Below are 21,895 nucleotides of genomic sequence, written 5' to 3'. Positions count from 1 at the left end.
GAAAAGGAGGGTACTGTGAAAAAAATAAGATGGTTAAGTATACCTCTCATCTTAATGACATTAGGATTGGAAATTCGAGTTAATGCAGCAGAAGTTCAAAGCTATAATTCGCAAGGAATAGTTGGTTTTGGTCCAGGTAGCGGAATTCAACCCCCTGTTAATCCTAACAAACCTGATCCAACCTTACCTGTATTTCCACAAAATCCAGATGGTTCAAAGCCTAATCCAGGGGGGAATGGCTCACTGACAATTGATTTTGCTTCAAGTTTTGACTTTGGAAATCATAAAATTTCTAATAAAGATCAAACATATTTAGCTAAAGCCCAAAAGTATTTTGATTCTGAAGTTTTAACACCGAATTATGTTCAAATAACCGATCGTCGAGGAACATTTGCCGGTTGGAACTTAAAAGTAGTCGAGAAAACACAATTTACTCAAATTGACTCAGGCCCTCAGAAGTACAAAGTACTTAAAGGAGCAACGATTAATTTAAAAAGTTCAGAAACAGCTTCTTTTACTAATGAAAAATCTCCCAAAACACAAACAATTTCGGGACTTATTCCCGGTGTTGAAACTCAAGTAGCTCTTGCCTCAACTGGCGAAGGAGTTGGAACTTGGGTAATTCGGTGGGGAAACGATTCAATGGTCACTGAAGATGGCTTAACAACAGCAGTTTTATTATTTGTTCCTGGAGATACCCCCAAGGATGCGACTGCTTACACTACAACTTTAAATTGGATATTGTCTGATTTACCGACAAACGCACCAAATTAATTTGTAACACACATTATTATAGAAAAGAGGACATTATATGTCTAAATCAGTAACAAAATATATCTCTCTAGCAACTTTAGGGCTATTAGCAGCATCAGTAACTCCACAACTTGCCAGTGCAGCTACAACGCAATCATATGGCACGCAGGGAGAGGTGACTTTTACCGCCGGAACAGATACCACAGGTCCAGTTGACCCCCAAGACCCAACCGTTCCAGTAAAACCAACTGAGCCGGATGGCGTTAATCCGGTAGGACCAACGATGCCTGATAGTGGTTTGACTATTGTCTATGCCTCAAGTTTTGATTTTGGAAGTCACCCTGTAAGCAATAAAGCAGAAGTTTACAACGCTGCTGCACAAAAATTAGATGATAATACAACACGTACCAACTATGTTCAAGTTGCAGATAATCGTGGGACTTTCTCAGGTTGGAATTTAAAAGTTCAAATGACCGATTTCACCACAGCAGATAGCAATTTAGTAGCGAATGGTCATGGTACATTAACAGGAGCAACAGTGACTCTAGGTGATGCTGAGATTCAAGGAGCTGGTACAGCAAACCCAGCAGATATTTCTTCAGCTACTACAGTTTTGACACCTGGAGTACAATCGACAACAATATTGGGAGCAACGGCTGGTCACGGCTCTGGTAATAGTTTGCTTGACTTTGGTGGGAAAGATGGAGCTACAAAAGACACAGCCATCAAACTTTCTGTTCCGGCAGGCGTTGCAGGTGCAGCCAAGTATACAGCAGATTTAACCTGGACACTTGACGATACACCATCTAATTAATATTGTTAGTGGTGAAAAACAAGCAAGGGAGATTTCATGCAAAGAAAATATAAATTTAAACTTGTGACTTTTATAATGTTGCTAGCATTGGTCCCATCTATGAACCTGGGGACGATTCCTCAAGATTTTAATAGCGGACGTGTTACGCCAACATCTCTTGGGAAGATGTTATCACCTCAAGAAGTAGGAGCGACAACGTCTAATACTCACATGAGTTCCATGCTTAAAAGCGTTGTTCCAACTGGTAGTGTTGATTTTGAAGGGACTACAATCCCACAACCTAGTCGTCCAGCTTTAAATATGAAATTGCCAACAGAGGCGACCAACGGAACCAGCTTTGGATATCAAAGTAGTATAGCTGGTTTAACGGGGATTACTGCAGGGCAGATTGAAGTTATAAAAAATGGTGTTCCTGTCCAAAATTATACAAGTGTAACCGATTCTAATGTACAAACTGCATTACAATATATTTATTCCAATGCGGATAGCTCAAGTGACTTTGTACTTTTCATCGGAGGTAACGTTACACTTAGTTCAACCACGATGTCCAATACAACAACTGGCGGAACTTTTGCTAGTTTGAATGGTAAAGTAAAATCCATTACGATTATTGCGAATACTACAGATAGCTTAGTAAGTTCCCCAAACGTCGCAGCGTCAGGAAATTACACCATTACAACACCAACCAATAACTATTTTGGTGCATCAACTGCTTTTCGTAACGTCAATGTTGCAGCGGTAAATGATAATTTTTATGCACAGGGAAATCCCATTGCATTTATGCCTGGTTCAAACTTTACAGGAACAGGTATATCGGTCTATGGTGGTTCAGATGGTACTTCAAGCGTAATGGGCGATACCAATATTTATGTAGGTTCAACTGGTACTGGAACAATGAGTTTCTACGGCGGGAATAGCGCTGGAGGAAATATCTCAGGTAATACTCATGTATCTATAATAAATGCTTCTGGCTTGGGAACTGTTACAGGAGGTAATGCTTCTGGTGGGATAATTAGTGGGGACACCAATGTCTCGGTAACAGGATTTACTGGTAATATTGCATCCATGTATGGAGCAGGGGTTGGTACGAGTGCTAATCCTGTTACTGTGAACGGTAACGTTTATAACAATTGGAACTCTACAATTTCTGGTGCAAGTTACAACGGTACTTACTATGGTGGTGCAGGTTACGGAACAATTAAAGGTACAATCTACAATACTTTTAAGGGGTTGGGATCATACAATGGCGAAGAAATGTATAATGGCGGTGTTCAAAATGGTACTGTTGGAGTATCTGGGGTCACAAATTCCGCAATTGTAAATGATTATGATACCTCAAAATTTACTGGTGGCTATGCTAATTTTGCTGGAATAGCTGGAGCTAATAATGCTGGAGGAAGTAATAGTAATTCTGTTACTGTGTATGGTAATGTCATTAACTATACGAAAACAGGATACGGTACAAGCGGTACTAGTTTTATGGGCGGGGCTGCAGGTGCTTATGGTGCGGATTATCTTTATAATACAAAAATGCCTGCATCTGGTACAGCTAATGATGCTAATCCAACAGCAGCAGCAGCAACAGCTGAGTCTTCCGCCTCAGAGAAACTTTACGGTAACGCTTATACTTGGCTTCGCTCGGGACTAGTTGGTGCAGGCTATGATTATAATATTGTACTTGGCGGTGGATATGGTTTCATCAAAGGTAATACAATTATGGAAGTCGGAGATGCTTCAACCGCACCAGGAGGGAATACAAGTGGTGAGAATGGAGTAACCGACGGTAGTCGTTCGTCCTCAACTCGTACTGGTATCGGTGGTTCAGGATTTGTTGTAATAGGTGATCAAGGGGATGGCTCTCTTGCTTCGACTGAAGCAGCAAATGGAGTGAACTACAATGGTAATAATACAAATATTGCCAATTCATATTATCTCAATGATATTGTTGGAGGGGGTGGTAACGATGCTGGTAATGGTTCAAATTATTGGCAAGTTGGTGACTCATACCTTATACAAAACAATTCTGCAGCTCGTTGGACATATGGAGCAGGTTGGTCAGGAAACCAAATAGGTAATTCTTATAACTTCAATAATGGAGCTGTGACAGATACACTTGAAGGAGGAATGTATGGGAGCGGTGGTACTGTATATGGAAATACTAGTGCCCAATTCAATAATGGACAAACGGACTGGTTCTTATCAGGTGGAGCTTGGAACGGTAGATATATATCTGGAAATATGACAACAATAGTAAATAATGGCGTAATTCCTGCTAATACAGGTGGAAATTATGCCCTTGCCGGGAATAATGTTACAGGTGGAGATTCTAGCGTATATATCTATGGTGGTGATTTCTCAAATGCTCCACGTCAGGATGGTCCTAAAACAGTATGTGGAGGTAACTTCAACTCAGGTAATTCAGTTGTTTATGGTAATAGCTCATTGACACTTGATTTGACAGGACCAAATGGTAATACATTTCAATTTCCGTCACAAAATACATATCTTTCGGCAGGACCAGGTTATAACAAAACAGGTGTTCAAAGTGGTACAGATGCCAAAAATACGATTAATCTAACTATTAAAGCGAACGCTAGTACAGCAACGAAACTATCTAGTGCGACAATCTATGGAGATGGTTCTAACTCAACAAATATTAAGGCTGGAACTATTAATATGTTAATTGACGCTGATGGTGCTACAGTTGGTAATGTTTATGCATCAAATCGTTCAATCATTTCATCAAGTGGATTAGCTCGTAATGTTACTACAAAAATTGGAGAAGGAACTACAATTGCGGGTAGCATATACAACAGTGCTTCAAGCGATAATTTGACCTCTGTTTATGCTAATTCTGGTAGTAATGTTTCTATGGTTCAGTTTGGTGACAGATCTGGTGGAGCCTCTAATCCTATTATGATTACAGGAAAAGTCGTTAATTTCACTTCTGCTAAAGTGATTTCAGGGGTTAATACAACTGTATCTGGTGGCCTTTTAAACGGAACAAATGCTACAGCAACAAACCATGCTGCAACTTATTCTAAACATGGTACGATCGAAATGGATGAAGATTCTATATTGGCCGTATCTTCATCAACATCAGTGATATCAGGGAGTAAGTTGACTGCCTATCCAAATGCAACACTTTCTACACCCTATGTCCAAACTTCTGGATTGATTAATTTATCCGATTTAGACCTTTCAACTAACAAGGGTAATTTATTTTGGAAGCCTATCGGTAATCCACCAGCAAGTATTAGTAATACCTATAATGGAGCCTATTGGGGGACACAATCGGCTTTCCCAATTTTGACATTTAATGGTGGAGATACTTCAACAAAATCTGGCGCAGCAAATATTACGCCTAATAATTTTTCTGGTGTGGATTCGGCAAAGAATTATGCATTTTTAGGAGATTATACAATGTCTTCCCTCTCCACCCCAAGTAATCCAACTTGGATTGGTTATGTTGTTCCGGGACAGGTGCGTGTATATAATACAACTGGCGATGCAGATTCAGGAAATTGGCAGCATCATTTAAAATCTAACATTACAACAGGGAATCCTGTTGCTGGTCAAACGATGCAAGCGTGGGCCTCGGTAGCATCTGATACTGATGCAAGTTCTATCAAAGTAATGTATGTGATGGGATATAGTGATAGCACAACAGCTCCTTTTAGCTTTACTGCTAAAGCACCATATTACATAAAATCTAGAACAGCCACGGCATTTGATGGAAAGGTTTTAAATAATTATCCATCAACTAATCCTAATTTTGATGTCAATGCTGGGACTACTGGTGCTACACGTAACTTTGGTACGAGAGACTACTTTGTAGGAAATCAACAAGATGGTACAAACGATCAAGCAACATATGGAAGCTATATTGTACAAAATGTGACTACTGATAATACTACTAGTCTAAGTGCTGGAAACTATATCCTGCCAAATAAAGGGTCTGCAGTAAATGCATCTTTGTTGACTCAAGCACAACTCCAAAAAATTGTTGGTTTAAAAGGGGTGGGTGTAATAACTGATATTACGACGAGTGGTAATCCGTTAGCTTCAATAAATAATGCAGGTAATACGATTCAAGATCCTACTACTAGTGATACTAATGTAAAAGATAAATCATATGCAGAAATACCTGTGACCTGGACTTTGGGAAAAAATTCTACCAATAGTAACATTGTTGTTTTACCACAGGCAGCAGTTATTTCATCAGATAGTCAAACAGCCCTAAATGTTTATGATGCAAGTATGACAAGTGATGATGCTCATAATTTAAAGGATCAAAAAGATTTGGATGGTAATTGGACTTATGCTTTAGCATTTAAAGCGGATGGAACGATAGAAGAACCAGTGATTAGCAGTCCGTCAGATTTGGTTACAACCTTGCAAACAATACAAGCCAATAATCCAATCATTGATGGAGATGGTAATATTCGTCCTGTTACTTATACTTACAATGGATTATCAAAAGATATTACACTTAATCTAACTTTTGGATCTATAAGTCTTTCTACACCAAATTCTTACGACTTTGGTACATTAGACGTAAGTCCTAAACCATTAATTTCATGGGCCAAAAGTCCTGCCAGTGATGTGGTTGTTACGGACACCCGGACAGGTTCTGCCCTAAAGCCTTGGTATGTAAGTGTCGCACAAACTCAAGATTTAAAAGGTTTGACGAATAATAATAATTTGGCTTCATATCTTTTCTTCAAGGATAGTACAGAAAGTAAAGTAATCACAAGTGATGCTTTACAGATTTATGCCAATACTTCACCAACTACTGGTACATTTAAGTTAAACCAAAACTGGAATTCAAGCTCTGACGAAGGAATCCAATTGAATATTCCGGTTGATCATCAAGAGAAGGGAACATACGAGGGACAATTAACTTGGTCTTTAAATAATGTACCTTCTAATTAGTTGCTTATAGCATTTTATACAAAGTGGGATTAATCCTACTTTGTATAATGGACTTATTTTAATTTTATTATAAGATTTTAATCAAAATACTACAGAGATGTAGTTCTAGAAAGAGAACATTATGAAAATTTATCAAAAAGTTTTACTGTTCATTGCCACTATCTTTACTTTAGGGACTGTCAGTAAAGAAGTTCATGCAAATGAATTTAATTTTTCTGTGAACCCGGTTCTTCCAGAAAACCAAATTGGCGAGAACGGATACTTTAATTTACAAATGAGTCCAGGGCAATCGCAAACTTTGACGATTACTTTGAAAAATACTACTGACAAAACAGTGGTGGTTGAAGAAGAAATAGCAAGTGCGACAACAAATATTAATGGTGTGGTTGAATATTCACCAAATAAAATTAAAGCAGATTCAACACTAAAGTATAATCTAGTAGACCATGCCTCAATTCCAAAAGAAGTATCACTTCAACCAAATTCTTCACAACAAGTAAAAGTGAGTGTTACTATGCCAAAGGAAATTTTTAATGGTGTAATTGCTGGAGGAATTACTTTTAAAGAGAAAGACTCAGAGAAAACAAATTCCAATTCTAAGGGATTAAGTATTCAAAATAAATATGCTTATGTTGTAGCTTTACTGATGCAACAAAATAAAAATACTGTTGCACCAGATTTGAAATTAAATAAGGTAGAGCCGAGTCAGGTTAATTATAGAAATGTAATCAATGCCAATTTGCAAAATCCAATGGCTGGATATCTAAATCAGATGTATGTCCAAGCAGAGGTCAAAGGTGTAAGTAATTCTAAATTATCTTATAAGGCCAACAAAGAGATGTTGCAAATGGCACCTAATAGTAATTTTGATTATCCTGTTTCTATTGGTGATGGAAATAAGCTTGAAGCAGGTAAGTATCGTCTATCAATGACAGTATATGGGCAAAAAAATAATGATGGAAAGTTTACTTATGTTAATTCAAAAGGAAAAGAACAAAAATTTGATTATCAATGGAAATTTACAAAAGACTTTACAGTTTCTGGTAAAACAGCAAGTAAATTAAATTCGAAGGATGTAACGGTTAAAAAAACTCCTTGGTATGAAAATTGGCTTATCTGGTTAGGCTTATTATTAATTCTTTTAGCTCTTTTCTTCTTATTCTTTGTTTTATGGAAGAGACGTAAAAAGGAAGAAGAGGCTGGGGAAGAAGAGCAAGATTTAGAAAAAGAAAAATTGAAAGCTCAACTTGAAGCTATGAGAGCACAAATAAATAAAGATAATAATTCTGATGGGACAGATATTTAGGATCTACTTAGATTTTCTAATTATGATTATTTACGTTTATTAAAGTTGAGTAAAGCAAAACAAATTGAAGGAGGTTTTTATGGCCGAGAATCAACTATTCTATCCACGATTAGAAGAATTAATAAGACTATCAAAAAAGTCCTTTAATCAAGTTGAAAGAGATCTAGGATACCCTAGAAATGCGCTTCATAATTACAAAAACGGCGTGGAACCTTCGGGAATTCGACTGATTGAATTGGCCCATTATTTCGGAGTGACACCGGAGTATTTGCTAGGGATAAGCAATGACAAAAAAAAGAATGGAACCAGAATTATTTTTGAAAGTCTTAATGATTATCAGAAAAAAGATTTATGCATCATTTGTCAAGAATGGTTGTTGTCTTCTAAATAAAGTAAACTGAGTAGAAACTATAAATAAAAAAAGCCTTATGAGGCTTTTTTTTATAAAAATTAATTAGAATTTATTTATTTTTTAGGACGAACAAACATGGCGTCACCAAAACTGAAGAAGCGATACTTTTCATCAATTGCGTGTTGATAAGCCTCAAGAACGAAGTCACGTCCAGCAAAAGCGGCAACTAACATAACTAAAGTTGATTTTGGTAAGTGGAAATTAGTGTTAAAGGCATCGACAACTTTCCATTCATAACCAGGTTTAATGAAAATATCAGTCCAGCCAGAATCAGCTTGAATATCTCCATCAAATTTGCTACCAATCGTTTCTAAAGTACGAATTGACGTTGTTCCAGAAGCGACAATCTTATGACCACTGGCTTTAACGGCTCGGAGTTGGGCGGCAGCCTCCTCTGTCAGACGATAAAATTCACTATGCATATGATGTTCATCAACATTATCTACACTGACAGGACGAAAAGTTCCTAAGCCAACGTGGAGAGTCAACTCAACGATTTTAACCCCTTTGTCAGCAATTTTTTCTAAAAGTTCAGGTGTATAATGCAAACCAGCAGTTGGAGCTGCGGCAGAACCATTTTCTTTAGCAAAAACGGTTTGATAACGTTCTTGGTCTTCAAGTTGCTCATGAATATATGGTGGTAATGGCATTTCTCCTAAGCTTTCCAAGATTTCGAGAAAAATTCCGTCATATTTAAATTCAACAATTCGACCACCGTGTTCGAGAATTTCAACAACAACAGCTTTCAAACGACCGTCACCAAAAACAACTTCCTCGCCAACTTTCATTTTACGAGCAGGTTTAGCTAAAGTTTCCCAACGATTTTCTCCCATATCTTTGAGCAGAAGTAGTTCGATATGGCCACCCGTTTCAGCACGTTCACCGTGCAAACGAGCAGGAAGCACACGTGTATTATTTAAAACTAAAGCATCTCCGGCCTCGAGTTCATCAATAATATTATAAAAATGTCTATCTTCAAGTTCTTCTGTTTTGGGGTCGAGAATCAATAAACGTGATTCAGAGCGTTTTTCCAAAGGCGTTTGTGCAATTAATTCTTCTGGTAAATCAAAATCAAAATCATTTATATTCATAAGTTGTTTTTATTTTACTCCAATCTTTTATCAAGGGTCTAAAATATATTTTATGCTAAACTATTTTAGATTTCCCTCAAGCCTTTCTTTTCAGGTTTATCTCATCAAACTTATCAGTTTGTCATAGAATAATTTTATATAAAAAGAGAAAGCATACTTCACTATTATATCATTTTTTGAAAGCACTAGCTTTGAGAAGTCTATGATTTTTTATATGACGAAAGATGACGTATTGTAAAATTAGTACTAAAGAATATAAGAATTTGCAAAAAAGAGGTTTTAATATTACAATAGTAAAATATAAATATAAAAGGGAATATTATGAAAAAAAGGAAAAAGATGATTATATGGATTCTGGTAGTTTTATCCGTGATTTTGGTCGGAGGATATTTTGCAATCGGAAATTATTTTTACGATATGGCTATTAATGCTCATACCAGCAAATCCTTTTTGACTGGGAATAATGATTCAAAAAAGAAAAAACCACTTTCTAAAAAAGAAGAAGCGAGAAAAGAGCAAAATGAAGCCTTTATGGCTCAGGTTAAGCCAACAGCCTCTTATGTCACTTCCTCTGATAAGTTAAAATTGAAACTTTATGCGGCAGATTATATTCAAAAATCAAAGACAAATAAGTGGGCGATTGTTGTGCATGGTTATGGCGGTCAATCAAGTGATATGGCTAGTTGGACACGTCATTTTTATAATAAAGGTTATAATGTTGTTACTCCTGATTTAAGAGGCCATGGGAAAAGTCAGGGAGATTATATTGGTATGGGTTGGGATGACCGAAAAGACATGCTGCTCTGGATTAACACAATCACTCAACGAGACCCTCAAGCAGAGATTGTTCTGCTAGGTGTTTCAATGGGTGGAGCTACTGTCATGAATACCTCAGGAGAAAAACTTCCCTCTAATGTCAAAGCCATTGTGGAAGATTGTGGCTATACTTCAACTGGAGATGTTTTTACTTATCAGCTAAAACAACTATTTGGCTTGCCTAAATTTCCTGTCCTTTATGCTGCGAATACTATGACAGAAATCAGAGCGGGATATAATATCTTCAAGTCTTCTGCGATTAAACAAGTAGTAAAGAGTAAAACGCCAATGCTCTTTATTCATGGGGATAAGGATACTTTTGTTCCTTTTAAAATGTTAGAACCTCTCTATAATGCGGCTAAGGTCGAAAAGGAAAAATTGGTTGTTCACGGAGCAGGACATGGTGAATCAGAAAAAATAAATCCTGATTTATATTGGAGCCATGTTTGGAATTTTGTTGGAAAATATATGTCATAATTATAAAATCAGTCAATAAAATAGCAAAATAAAAAAGTTCTTTATTAAAGAGCTTTTTTATTTTAATTTTGATATTTTTGAAGACAATTTTTAGTTGACATGGTCTTATTTTATGATATAATGAAAGTGTAGAAAAATTGATATATACCAATTTAGGAATGGAGCATATAAAAATGAAAGTTATCGTAGTAAAAAACCAACTTGAAGGTGGAAAAATCGGACTTGATCTTCTTAAAAAATCAATCAACAATGGTGCAAAAACATTGGGACTTGCGACAGGTTCAACACCAGTAGAATTTTATAATCAAATCGTTAATTCAGACCTTGATTTTACAAACATGGTATCAGTAAACTTGGACGAATATGTAGGGCTTGATGGTTCTAATGAACAATCATATCGTTACTTTATGACTAAACATTTGTTTGGAGAAAAACCATTTAAAGAAAACTTCTTGCCAAATGGTAAAGCAACTGACCTTGAAGCTGAAGCAAAACATTATGACCAAATTATTGAAGAAAACCCAATTGATTGGCAAATTCTTGGAATTGGTCAAAATGGACACATTGGTTTTAATGAACCTGGAACACCAGCTGAAATTACAACTCATGTTGTAGACCTTCAAGAAAGCACAATCAAAGCTAATGCTCGTTTCTTTGAATCAGAAGCAGATGTTCCACGTAAAGCAATTTCAATGGGGCTTGCATCAATTATGAAATCTAAAAACATTGTTTTAATGGCTTACGGAAAAGAAAAAGCAGAAGCAATTAAAGGAATGGTTGAAGGTGAAGTGACTACTGAACTTCCAGCATCAATTTTGCAAAACCATGCGAATGTTACTGTTATTGCTGACGAAGCTGCGGTATCATTGTTGAGTAAATAAAATAAAAAAAGTCCTATCAGGACTTTTTAATTTACTGACAGAAAAGCTGTCAGTATTTTTTTATATTTTTTTATATTTACGATGGTTATCAACGACTTCTGAAACAGAATAGGCTGTATCATCACTAAATGAAATGTTGTGATTTAGGTCTAAATATTCGTTAAACATAGTTTCGTATTCAGGAATGCTCAAGCGACTTCTTGCATCTAACATTGATTGATGTTCAACTTTAAGTAAGTGCTTTTCATAACCTTCGACGAGTTCACCAGAGAAAAATTCCGCAACCGTACCAGAGCCATAGCTAAAAAGTCCAATACGCTGACCAGCGCTCAATTTATCAGAGTTTTCTAAAAGTGAGATTAGACTTAAATAGAGAGAACCAGTATATAAATTACCAACACGACGATTATAAACAATTCCACGTTCAAATTGTTCCATCAGTTCTTCAGCATTAGCTGGTTTCTCTGTTTCAAGCATTGGCAACAAAGCTTTTTTACCCATTTTTGTGTAAGGGGTATGAAAAGCAAGAGCAGCAAAATCTTCAAAGTGCAAACTTGTCCGGTGACTGTATTCTTTCCAAATTTTAGCAAAGGCATCAATGTAAGTTTCATTTGAAAATTTGCCATCAACAGTAGGGTAAGCTTGACCAAAAGGTCGCCAGAAATCATAGATATCTTGAGTTAAAGCAACATTATCATTATTTAAGGTCATAATTTTAGGATTAGCAGTGATGAGCATTGCAACACTTCCAGCCCCTTGAGTAGGTTCCCCACCAGTATTTAGACCATACTTAGCAATATCAGATGCGATGACTAAAACTTTAGCTTCGGGGTTCAAAAGAACATGGTCCCGGGCCAAAGCAAGGCCAGCAGTTGTTGCATAACAAGCTTCCTTCATCTCGATACTTCTAGCAAAAGGTTGGATGCCGAGTAAATCATGAACAACAACCGCCGAAGCTTTTGATTCATCAAGACTTGATTCTGTTCCAACAATAACCATGTCAATCGTTTCTTTATCTTCATCAGTCAAAATACTAGCTGCTGCATTAGCCGCAAAAGTAATTATATCTTGAGTAGCAGGATTCACTGCCATTTCATCTTGACCAATACCTATCTGGAATTTTGCTGGATCAACATTGCGAGCTTCTGCTAAATCCCTCATGTCCACAAAAGTACTGGGAACAAAAAATCCAAGTTTATCAATACCGACTTTCATATTTTAAAAATTTCCTTATCTACTAATATTATAGAAGAAAGGAACTCCTTTCAAATGTCTTTGGAATGCTTTAATTTTATCATAAAAATACGTTAAATTCTTAGCTAAGATGTTTTTTATCTATAAAATACTAAGGAAGTTTACTCTAACAAGCTTGTAGAACAGATATTACAAATGACAGATGCTTTGAAAAAATTAAGGCAGATAATTCGTCACTTAGTAGACATCTTTCCACAATTTAATGTAAAGATACTTTGACAAAAGTAGTTTAAAATATGCTATAATGACTTTCGGAGGTTCATTCGTGAAAGAAATTGTAATCATTGACGCCTTAAGAACACCAGTCGGAAAATATGATGGTGCTCTTGCTGAGTATTCGGCAGAAAAGCTCGGAACACACGTTGTTTCAGCTTTATTGTCAAAAAATAAAAATATAAAATCAGATGTTGAACAAGTTATTTTTGGTAATGTTCTTCAAGCTGGTAATGGTCAAAATATTGCGCGCCAAATTGCGATTAATAGTGGTTTATCAACCAGTGTTCCAGCTTCAACCATTAATGAAGTTTGTGGTTCAGGGATGAAGGCAGTAATTCTAGCTAAGCAACTTTTACAGTTGGGCGAAGCAGAAGTTGTTATTGCTGGTGGAACGGAATCAATGTCTAATGCGCCTATTCTTAAAAATCGTAAAACTGAAGAAGAAACATTAAGCATGTTAAGTGACGGGTTAATTGATGCTTTTTCTGGCATTTCAATGGGAATTATTGGAGAAACAATTGCGGAGCAGTTTGATGTTAGTCGTGCTGACCAAGACCTATTCGCACAAAATTCTCAAGAGAAGGCAGTAGCAGCCAGTCAAGCAGGAATTTTTAATGACGAGATTGTAGCTCTTGGGAAACTTTCTGTTGATGAAACTCCTCGACCTTCATCTAGCTTGGAAAAATTGGCTACATTACGGACAGCCTTTAAGGAAAATGGAACAGTTACAGCTGGGAATTCTTCACCAGTTAATGACGGAGCCTCTGCTTTAATTTTGGCTACTAAAGATTACGCTGAAAAACATGGAATTTCTTATTTAGCTGAATTAGTTGAGAGTGCGGAAGTTGGTATTGACCCTGCAATTATGGGAGTATCACCGATTGATGCAATTCAAAAATTAGTTCAACGCTCAGGCGTTCAGCTTTCAGAAATAGATCTTTTTGAAATTAATGAGGCCTTTGCTGCATCAAGTATTGCTGTTAATCGTGAATTGGGCTTAAAAGATTCTCAAGTTAATATTTACGGAGGAGCGATTGCTCTTGGACATGCTATTGGGTCAAGTGGTGCCAAAATCCTGACAACTTTGGGATATGCTTTGAAACGAGAACAAAAGCGTTATGGAATTGCTAGTCTTTGTATTGGCGGTGGTCTAGGGCTTGCTATTTTATTGAAAAATCCTGACTTTTAAAAATTGATGGAGGAATTGCCCAGTATTTCTGGGCATTTTTGGGAAATATGAGAAAAAAATTTTATCAAATGTCGCCACAAGAGCGATTGAATTCGTTAAACTTATCCGAAAAGAGTCAAGAAATTTTAAGTGAGATGGCCCTAGATACAACTATTTTGGACAATCTCATAGAAAATCAAATTTCTGAATTTGAATTGCCAATGGGAATTGCCCAAAATTTTGTTATTAATGAACAAAGTTTTCTAATACCAATGGTTACAGAGGAACCGTCAGTGATTGCTGCAGCAAGTAATGGAGCAAAAATAGCCGGAAATTTTGTAGCTGAAATTAAAGAACGTTTAATGCGTGGTCAAATTGTATTTTATGATGTTAAAAATTCAGATAAGATTGCAAATGAAATACTTGAAAAGCAAGAAAAAATCTTTGAACAAGCCGAACTTTCTTACCCGTCAATCGTTAAACGAGGGGGCGGTTTGAGAGAGGTTTCTAGTCGGATTTTCTCTAGTCAAAAGTTTTTATCTGTTGATGTCAAGGTTGATGTTAAAGACGCCATGGGTGCAAATATTATTAATTCAATCTTAGAAGGAATTGCTGAACTCTTTGGGAGTTGGTTTCCTGATGAAAAAATTCTGTTTAGTATTTTATCAAATTATGCTACTGAATCACTAGTGAAAGTGACCTGTGAAATTCCGGTTGAACGCCTTTCAAAAAAAGCAGATGGATATGAAATTGGTCAAAAAATTATGGCTGCTTCCCAATATTCAAAAATTGATCCTTATCGTGCTAGTACCCATAACAAAGGGATTATGAACGGTATCAATGCGGTCATTTTAGCTACAGGAAATGATACTCGGGCCATCTCAGCTGCTATTCATGCTTATGCGGCAAAAGATGGAGCCTACCAAGGGTTAGCCAACTGGGAACTTCAAGAGAAAATGTTGGTTGGTGAACTCGAAATTCCTTTACCAGTGGCAACTGTCGGAGGGGGAGTCAAGGTTTTACCAAAAGCACAAGCAGCCATGGAGATTCTGGATATTAGTGATGCTAAGGAACTCGCAAAAGTTATTGCTGCAGTGGGACTAGCTCAAAACTTAGCCGCTTTACGTGCTCTAGTTTCAGAAGGAATTCAACAGGGACACATGAGTCTACAAGCTCGTTCTTTGGCTTTGAGTGTAGGAGCACAAGCGGATGAAATCGCGATATTAAGTCAACAATTGCGCAAAGAAAAAGTGATGAATCAAGAAGTAGCCCAAAATTTACTAAAAAATTTGAGAAAATAATAGCCTGTCAAGATTTTTTCTTGACAGCATGAAATTAGTCTGCTATAATATTAAATATAATAAAAAAGAAATAGGAAATATAAAATGTCTGTAAAAATTCGTTTGACTCGTATGGGTTCTAAGAAAAAACCTTTCTACCGTATTAATGTTGCTGATTCACGTGCACCACGTGATGGTAAATTCATCGAAACAGTTGGAACTTACAATCCACTTGTAACTGAAAACCAAGTAACTCTTAAAGAAGAACGCGTATTGGAATGGTTGAGCAACGGAGCACAACCTTCAGATACAGTTCGTAACCTTCTTTCAAAAGCGGGCGTTATGAAAAAATTCCACGAATCAAAACTTTCTAAATAATTTTTGAGATAAGCTGCTTTTTAGCAGCTTTTCGTGAATCTAAAAATCACATAAAATGGACTTGAATAACTTTCAAGTTAGAGTAGAGGTAAGAAATGCAAAAAGATGTGAAAGAACTCGTTTTAACTATTGTAAAACCTTTGGTGACTCAGCCTGATGAAGTTTCTTTGGAAATTATTGAAGGTGAAGAGTTTATGGAATACCATCTCAAAGTTGCTGACGGAGATATTGGAAGAATAATTGGACGTCAAGGTCGAATTATTCAGGCCATTCGTACAGTTGTATACTTTGTTCCTGTTGAAGGGAAAAAAGTTCGACTCCTCGTGGACCAATAATAAGTAAAAATAAAAGAACTCATCATTGATGAGTTCTTTTATTTTTGGAAAACGGAACGTTCTTTTGAGAAATAAAATAGTTATTTAGACTTTCCTTTTATTGTCCCCAAAAATATGCTAGAATGAAAAAATATTGATTAATAATTGTAGAAATAATCAGTGATAAATATAAATTAACTGATTTTTATATAGGTGGATAATGGATAAGAAAAAAGGAATTTTATTAGTAGCTTTAGGGACGCCTCGTTCTTGTGAGACAGAGGATGTAAGGGAATATTTAAAAGAATTTTTGGGTGACCCACTCGTCATTCAAAAACCAAGATGGCTTTGGCTTCCAATTTTGAATGGTATTATTTTAAAAGTAAGACCGCAAAAATCAGCAGAGATGTATAAACAAATCTGGACTGACGAGGGTTCACCTTTGATGAGCTACACAATAGCTCAAACCGAACAATTACAAGAACTTCGTGAAGACTTTGATGTTCGCTTTGCCATGACCTACGGAGAGCCCCGCATTGATAAGGTCATTAGAGAGATGAAAGAATCAGGAGTTGAGGATATTACTGTACTCCCACTCTATCCTCAATACTCATTAACAACCGTTGAGCCAATTATTCAACAAGTTAAGAAAATAGATGACAAAATTAATGTTATTCGAGATTTTCATCAGATTGAATCTTATACAGACTTACTGGCAGAGTCTATCAGAGAAAAATGGCAAGCCAATCATTATGATAAGCTTATTCTTAGCTACCATGGCATTCCACTATCGTATGTAACGAAGAAGAAAGATGCTTATGAGGCACAATGTATAGAAACTACACGGCTAGTTGTTGAAAAATTAGGCTTAAAGGAAGAAGAATACGAGCATACTTACCAATCAAAATTTGGTCCTGAGAAATGGTTAGAGCCTGCAACAATCGATAGAATTGCTGAACTTCCTAAAGAAGATACAAAGAAGGTATTAATTTGTTCTCCAGCTTTTGTGGCGGATTGTTTGGAAACTTTATTTGAATTAGAAATTGAAAATAAAGAAGTCTTTGTGGAAAATGGGGGCGAGACTTTTGATTTTGTCCATCCATTTAACGATTCTTTAGAATTTACTAAAGTACTAAGTGAAGTAATCGAGAAAAATAAAGTTGAAGTTGAAGTTTAAAATTTAGAGTAAAAGGAAATGCTTAATGAAGAAACAGTATGAAATTATTTCAATGAAAGATCACTATCGGATTCGTCTTGGAATTTTTGAACCACAAGAAAAAGCAAAAGGCGTGGTGCAATTAGTTCATGGTTTTGGCGAATATACGGGTCATTATTTATATTTAATCAATGAATTAGTTAATGCTGGTTTTGTTTGCTTTATGCACGACCAAAGAGGACATGGGGTTCTAGCAGCAGCTAAACCTAAACTTCAAGGACGAGCAAGAAATTATGAAAACTTTATTAGTGATGCCTTAGAAGTCCGAAAAATAATTGGCAAAAGATATCCCAAATTACCAGTTTATCTCTTCGGACACAGTATGGGAGGAAATATTTCACTGAATGTTCTGCTGAGAAATGTTGAAAATCAAAAACTTTATCAAAAAGCAGTTATTGAATCTCCTTGGCTTGCCTTGACAAATCCACCGGCTATTCCCCTACAAAAGTTGGCTCAAGTTTTAGGGAAATTTAATTCAAAAATTAGAGTTCGTACGGGACTTAAAGTTGATGCAATCTCTCATCGGAGTGACTTAGTTGATTTAGTGACTAAAGATGGAATATATCATGAACTATTATCTTTACGTTTGTTTTCACAAATTATGGAAGCAGGACGTTTTGCCCAAAGTCAGGCCGAGCAGTTAAAGATACCGACCTTATTATTTTGTGGAGAAGAAGACCAAATTTGTTCACCGTTAGCGATTCGTTCCTTTGCTGAAAATGCTGGTGCTAATTTGGAATTAGTTGAAGTTGCTGAGGGCTATCATGCCCTTCATTTAGATACTAAAGCAGATGCTTTTATTGACAAAATGAAGGCTTTCCTGCTTGAATAAGACTGAGTAAAATAAAAGGCTATTTAATTTTGAATAGCTTTTTTATTTTATGATTTTATATTTGCTGCTGAAAATTGAACCCTTTATATTTCAAAAATTTTAAAATTTTGTATTCTTTAAAAGAAATCTGCTCAAAAATAGTTTCATTTAAATCAGGGCTTAGTTGATATGTTATAATTAGGGAATGGAAAACTTTTACAAAGTAGGAACAATTGTTAATACACAGGGACTTCAAGGTGAAGTTCGAGTACTACCATCAACAGATTTTGCTAATGAACGCTTTTCAAAAGGGGCAGTATTAGCACTTTTTGATGATAAAGATAACTATATTCAAGATTTAAAAGTGAAATCTGGTCGATTACAAAAGAATTTTTATGTGGTCAAATTTGAAGGATTTTATCATATCAATGATGTCGAAAAATATAAAGGTTATGTTGTTAAAATTGCGCAAGAAAATCAAGAAGAGTTAAATGATGGGGAATTTTACTATCATGAAATTATTGGAAGTGATGTTTATGAAAATGACATTTTAATTGGTCAAATCTCTGAAATTCTTCAACCAGGTGCCAATGATGTCTGGGTCGTTAAACGTAAAGGAAAACGTGATTTACTTTTACCTTATATCCCACCTGTTGTCCTGAAAGTAGATGTGGCTCAGCATCGAGTTGATGTGGACATCATGGAAGGATTGGATGACTAAGAGCATGAGAATTGATATTTTAAGTATTTTTCCTGATATGTTTGGTCCACTTAACCAGTCAATAGTTGGCAAGGCTCAAGATAAAGGTATTTTAGAATTACACACTCATGATTTTCGCGAAAATGCCACAAATAAACAGCGACATGTCGATGATATGCCTTATGGTGGGGGACAAGGGATGTTGTTGATGCCTCAACCTATCTTTGATACGATGGATAAAATTCCACAAAAAGCTGAAAAGCCTGCAAGGGTGATTCTTTTAGATCCAGCCGGAAAAAAATTTGATCAAAAAATGGCTGAGGAATTGTCAGAAGAAGAACAATTAATCTTTATTTGTGGACACTACGAAGGCTATGATGAACGAATTAAAACTTTGGTGACAGATGAGGTATCTTTGGGAGACTTTGTCTTAACAGGAGGAGAAGTGGCGGCAACTGTAATGATTGATGCTGTTGTTCGTCTTATACCTGGTGTTTTGGGGAAAGCGGCTAGTCATGAAGATGACTCATTTTCTAGTGGGCTTTTAGAGTATCCCCAATACACTCGCCCAGAAGATTTTAGAGGAATGAAGGTTCCCGAAGTCTTGATGAGCGGTCATCATGAGAATATTCGCAAGTGGCGTTTGAGGGAATCTTTGAAAAAAACACTAGAGCGCCGTCCAGATTTATTGGATACATACGAACCTAATGACGAAGAACTAAAAATGCTACAATTATTGCGTGAAAATGTTCAAGATGTGGTAGAATGAAGTAGTGTTAAGAATTTTAGTGAATATTGGGGATGCCTATTGAATTAGGATAATGAAATGTGTGTTCTTATTGTTCATGAATTGGAATATGACTAAATTTAAAATAAAAATAGGGGAATTTTAAAATGACTTTGACAATTGAAAGAGAACAAGAATTTGTTAACCAATTTCATTATGATGCTCGTAATTATGAATGGGAAAAAGAAAATGGAACGCCCGAAACAAATCTAAATGTTCAATTTCAACTTGTTCCTAAAGAACAACTTGAAAAATTGGGTGACGGAGATACTGGGATTCATGCTGTCTTAACCTACTTGATTGTATTGGATAATATCGTACTTTCAGGTTTTGTAAGTCAATTGAATTATGTACGCGGAAAAATCATCAAAGAACAAGAAGAACTTGAACAAGAAGAATTAGCTCAACTTGCTGCACCTTTGTTTGATCTTCTTCAACGTTTGGTTTATGAAACAACCGAGGTTGCTTTAGATCAGCCTGGAATTAACTTAGAATTTTAATTAATAGAATTGACTTATGAAATTAGCTGTTATTACTGACTCGTCGGCAGATTTTGCCGAAAAATATAAAACTTATCAAAATCTTTTTGTTTTGGATATTCCGATTTCAATTGATGGAGTGGATTACGATTTACAAAAGATTTCTCATGAAGAATGGTATGACCTTATGGCCAAGGCTCAGGAAGTACCTAAAACCTCACAGCCTAGTGTAGCTGAACTTGATAGTCTTTTAAAAGATTTAGAAAAACAAGGATATACTCACGTTCTAGGTCTCTTTTTGCCAGCTGCAATTTCTGGATTTTATCAAAATATTTTCTACTTACAAAGCGAATATGAACAAATGAAAGTTCTATTTCCTGAGACTTTTATTACCTCTAGTCCTTTGGGTTACATGGTTGAAACTGTTTTGGATTTGGCGCAAGCAGGTGCAGAATTTGATGAGATTATTGCAAAGTTTGAAGAACAAAGAGAGGGCGACCGCGCCTATATGCTCGTTGATGATTTGCATTGGTTAGCCAAAGGAGGGCGTTTATCTAATGGTGCGGCTGTTCTTGGTACTTTATTGAATATTAAGCCAGTATTAACTTTTAGTACTGAAGGGAAAGTAGAAGTTTTTGAAAAAGTTCGGACTGTGAAAAAAACAATGAGTCGCATGAAAGAACTTTTACTAAAAGAAGTACAAGAACCTTCAGACTACAAGGTTTATGTCATTCAAACTAGAGCAGAAGAAAGAGCACAAGAGCTCTATGACTTTGCTTTATCACAAGGTTTTGATGATGTTGAAATAGTTACTTTTGGTCCTGTTATTGCAACACATTTAGGATTGAATACTGTAGCTTATGGTATTTCTCCAAAAAAATAGAGCACGTAAAAACGTGCTTTTATGTAAAGAGAAATATTCTGAATAATAGAAATAATAGCGGTTACTAACAAATACTGATTTATTTACTTAGTTAATTCTTTTATTATAATAAAATGTTTGAGTGAGGATATGATTTTGAATAAAATTAAAGTGGTTGTGGCAGGATTTCGTGGAAAAATGGGTTCGACGGCTGTGCAAATGATTCTCAACGCTCCTAATTTTGAACTTGTCGCTTTATTAGGGAGAAAAGAAGAAGTTTCTGAGGCATTTGATGTTCCTGTCTTCAATCGAAAAGAGGAGCTAGAGAATATTGAAGCAGACGTTTGGCTGGATTTGACAGCTCCAGAGGTTGCTTATGAGAATACTTATTTTGCGCTGGAACATGGCTTAAGACCTGTTGTGGGCACAACTGGATTTACTGAGGATGAAGTGGCACGTTTAATAAAATTTTCTAGGGAGAAAGAACTGGGTGGACTAATTGCACCTAATTTTGCCTTAGGTGCGGTTTTATTAATGCAATTCTCGAAACAGGCCGTGAAATATTTCCCAGATGTAGAAATTATTGAGTTACATCATGATGGTAAAAAGGATGCGCCCTCTGGAACTGCTGTAAAAACGGCAGAATTGATGGCTGAGGAACGTCTGGCTCATCATCAAGGGGCAGTAGATGAAAAAGAATCATTAGTTGGGGCGCGGGGAGCTGTTCTTGAGGGGATGAGGATTCATTCAGTTCGCTTACCTGGTCTGGTGGCTCATCAAGAAGTCATTTTTGGCTCAAAAGGTGAAGGATTGACCTTGCGCCATGACTCTTACGACCGTTCAAGCTTTATGACTGGAATTGCACTTGGAATTCGTAAAGTGATGACCGTTTCTGAGCTAAAATATGGCTTAGAACACTTTTTAGACTTATAATTTTTTTGACGA

At 36.2% G+C, this 21,895-nt stretch carries 20 protein-coding genes; 18 read left to right on the top strand and 2 right to left on the bottom strand.

Translation table 11 applies throughout. From position 1 onward, the window contains the following. Positions 1-15: 15 nt before the first annotated feature. From KW2_RS07650 to KW2_RS07630, 5 genes are all read left to right on the top strand, one after another. Positions 16-774: a WxL domain-containing protein gene (locus KW2_RS07650; protein WP_021037548.1), complete on the top strand. Its 759-nt coding sequence runs from the start codon at positions 16-18 to the stop codon at positions 772-774. 37 nt (positions 775-811) lie between these two features. Then, positions 812-1,567, top strand: coding sequence for a WxL domain-containing protein (locus KW2_RS07645; RefSeq protein WP_021037547.1), 756 nt, complete (start codon positions 812-814; stop codon positions 1,565-1,567). A gap of 36 nt (positions 1,568-1,603) precedes the next feature. Continuing rightward, positions 1,604-6,502, top strand: coding sequence for a beta strand repeat-containing protein (locus tag KW2_RS07640; RefSeq protein WP_021037546.1), 4,899 nt, complete (start codon positions 1,604-1,606; stop codon positions 6,500-6,502). A gap of 121 nt (positions 6,503-6,623) precedes the next feature. Continuing rightward, positions 6,624-7,808, top strand: coding sequence for a WxLIP family cell surface protein (locus tag KW2_RS07635; RefSeq protein ID WP_021037545.1), 1,185 nt, complete (start codon positions 6,624-6,626; stop codon positions 7,806-7,808). A 79-nt stretch (positions 7,809-7,887) separates the two neighbouring features. Continuing rightward, positions 7,888-8,199: a helix-turn-helix domain-containing protein gene (locus KW2_RS07630; protein ID WP_011834872.1), complete on the top strand. Its 312-nt coding sequence runs from the start codon at positions 7,888-7,890 to the stop codon at positions 8,197-8,199. 74 nt (positions 8,200-8,273) lie between these two features. On the opposite strand, the gene queA is transcribed toward KW2_RS07630, so the two are convergent. Next, positions 8,274-9,311, bottom strand: a complete 1,038-nt coding sequence (gene queA / locus KW2_RS07625; RefSeq protein ID WP_021037544.1) for a tRNA preQ1(34) S-adenosylmethionine ribosyltransferase-isomerase QueA — start codon at positions 9,309-9,311, stop codon at positions 8,274-8,276. A 321-nt stretch (positions 9,312-9,632) separates the two neighbouring features. Between queA and KW2_RS07620 the strand changes: the two genes are divergently transcribed. Together KW2_RS07620 and KW2_RS07615 are read left to right on the top strand one after the other, a co-directional pair. Next, complete coding sequence (locus KW2_RS07620) at positions 9,633-10,604, top strand: alpha/beta hydrolase (protein ID WP_041168649.1); 972 nt, start codon at positions 9,633-9,635, stop codon at positions 10,602-10,604. Positions 10,605-10,777: 173 nt separating this feature from the next. Next, positions 10,778-11,485: a glucosamine-6-phosphate deaminase gene (locus KW2_RS07615; protein ID WP_021037542.1), complete on the top strand. Its 708-nt coding sequence runs from the start codon at positions 10,778-10,780 to the stop codon at positions 11,483-11,485. A gap of 60 nt (positions 11,486-11,545) precedes the next feature. Here KW2_RS07615 and KW2_RS07610 read toward each other — a convergent pair whose 3' ends face one another. Further along, on the bottom strand, positions 11,546-12,700 hold the full coding sequence (locus KW2_RS07610) for a hydroxymethylglutaryl-CoA synthase (RefSeq protein WP_021037541.1): 1,155 nt from the start codon (positions 12,698-12,700) through the stop codon (positions 11,546-11,548). 304 nt (positions 12,701-13,004) lie between these two features. Here KW2_RS07610 and KW2_RS07605 point away from each other — a divergent pair, with 304 nt between their 5' ends. The 11 genes from KW2_RS07605 (at position 13,005) to dapB (ending at position 21,883) form a co-directional block, all read left to right on the top strand. Next, a complete protein-coding gene (locus KW2_RS07605) occupies positions 13,005-14,144 on the top strand; it encodes a thiolase family protein (RefSeq protein ID WP_021037540.1) in 1,140 nt (379 codons plus the stop codon). A gap of 47 nt (positions 14,145-14,191) precedes the next feature. Beyond that, complete coding sequence (locus tag KW2_RS07600; RefSeq protein ID WP_021037539.1) at positions 14,192-15,424, top strand: hydroxymethylglutaryl-CoA reductase, degradative; 1,233 nt, start codon at positions 14,192-14,194, stop codon at positions 15,422-15,424. Positions 15,425-15,508: 84 nt separating this feature from the next. Further along, positions 15,509-15,781 carry a 30S ribosomal protein S16 gene (rpsP, locus tag KW2_RS07595; protein WP_011834878.1) on the top strand — a complete coding sequence of 91 codons (273 nt, stop codon included), beginning with the start codon at positions 15,509-15,511 and terminating at the stop codon, positions 15,779-15,781. 95 nt (positions 15,782-15,876) lie between these two features. Further along, positions 15,877-16,116 carry a KH domain-containing protein gene (locus KW2_RS07590; protein WP_011676598.1) on the top strand — a complete coding sequence of 80 codons (240 nt, stop codon included), beginning with the start codon at positions 15,877-15,879 and terminating at the stop codon, positions 16,114-16,116. A gap of 199 nt (positions 16,117-16,315) precedes the next feature. Continuing rightward, positions 16,316-17,272 (top strand): ferrochelatase, encoded by a 957-nt coding sequence (gene hemH / locus KW2_RS07585; protein ID WP_021037538.1) that lies wholly within the window; start codon positions 16,316-16,318, stop codon positions 17,270-17,272. Positions 17,273-17,297: 25 nt separating this feature from the next. Then, positions 17,298-18,143, top strand: coding sequence for an alpha/beta hydrolase (locus tag KW2_RS07580; RefSeq protein WP_011834880.1), 846 nt, complete (start codon positions 17,298-17,300; stop codon positions 18,141-18,143). Positions 18,144-18,327: 184 nt separating this feature from the next. Further along, a complete protein-coding gene (gene rimM / locus KW2_RS07575; RefSeq protein WP_011676595.1) occupies positions 18,328-18,843 on the top strand; it encodes a ribosome maturation factor RimM in 516 nt (171 codons plus the stop codon). A 4-nt stretch (positions 18,844-18,847) separates the two neighbouring features. Next, positions 18,848-19,591, top strand: a complete 744-nt coding sequence (gene trmD / locus KW2_RS07570; RefSeq protein ID WP_041168729.1) for a tRNA (guanosine(37)-N1)-methyltransferase TrmD — start codon at positions 18,848-18,850, stop codon at positions 19,589-19,591. Positions 19,592-19,716: 125 nt separating this feature from the next. Further along, the gene (locus tag KW2_RS07565; protein WP_011834883.1) at positions 19,717-20,109 is read left to right on the top strand and encodes a DUF1149 family protein; all 393 of its coding nucleotides are present in this window, start codon (positions 19,717-19,719) and stop codon (positions 20,107-20,109) included. A gap of 16 nt (positions 20,110-20,125) precedes the next feature. Further along, positions 20,126-20,971, top strand: a complete 846-nt coding sequence (locus KW2_RS07560; protein WP_021037536.1) for a DegV family protein — start codon at positions 20,126-20,128, stop codon at positions 20,969-20,971. Between the two features lie 129 nt (positions 20,972-21,100). Further along, a complete protein-coding gene (dapB, locus tag KW2_RS07555) occupies positions 21,101-21,883 on the top strand; it encodes a 4-hydroxy-tetrahydrodipicolinate reductase (RefSeq protein WP_011834885.1) in 783 nt (260 codons plus the stop codon). The last annotated feature ends 12 nt before the right edge of the window (positions 21,884-21,895 follow it).

Source organism: Lactococcus cremoris subsp. cremoris KW2 (assembly GCF_000468955.1).
In the GTDB taxonomy this organism is placed as follows: domain Bacteria; phylum Bacillota; class Bacilli; order Lactobacillales; family Streptococcaceae; genus Lactococcus; species Lactococcus cremoris.
This window is presented reverse-complemented; position numbering and strand designations above follow the sequence as displayed.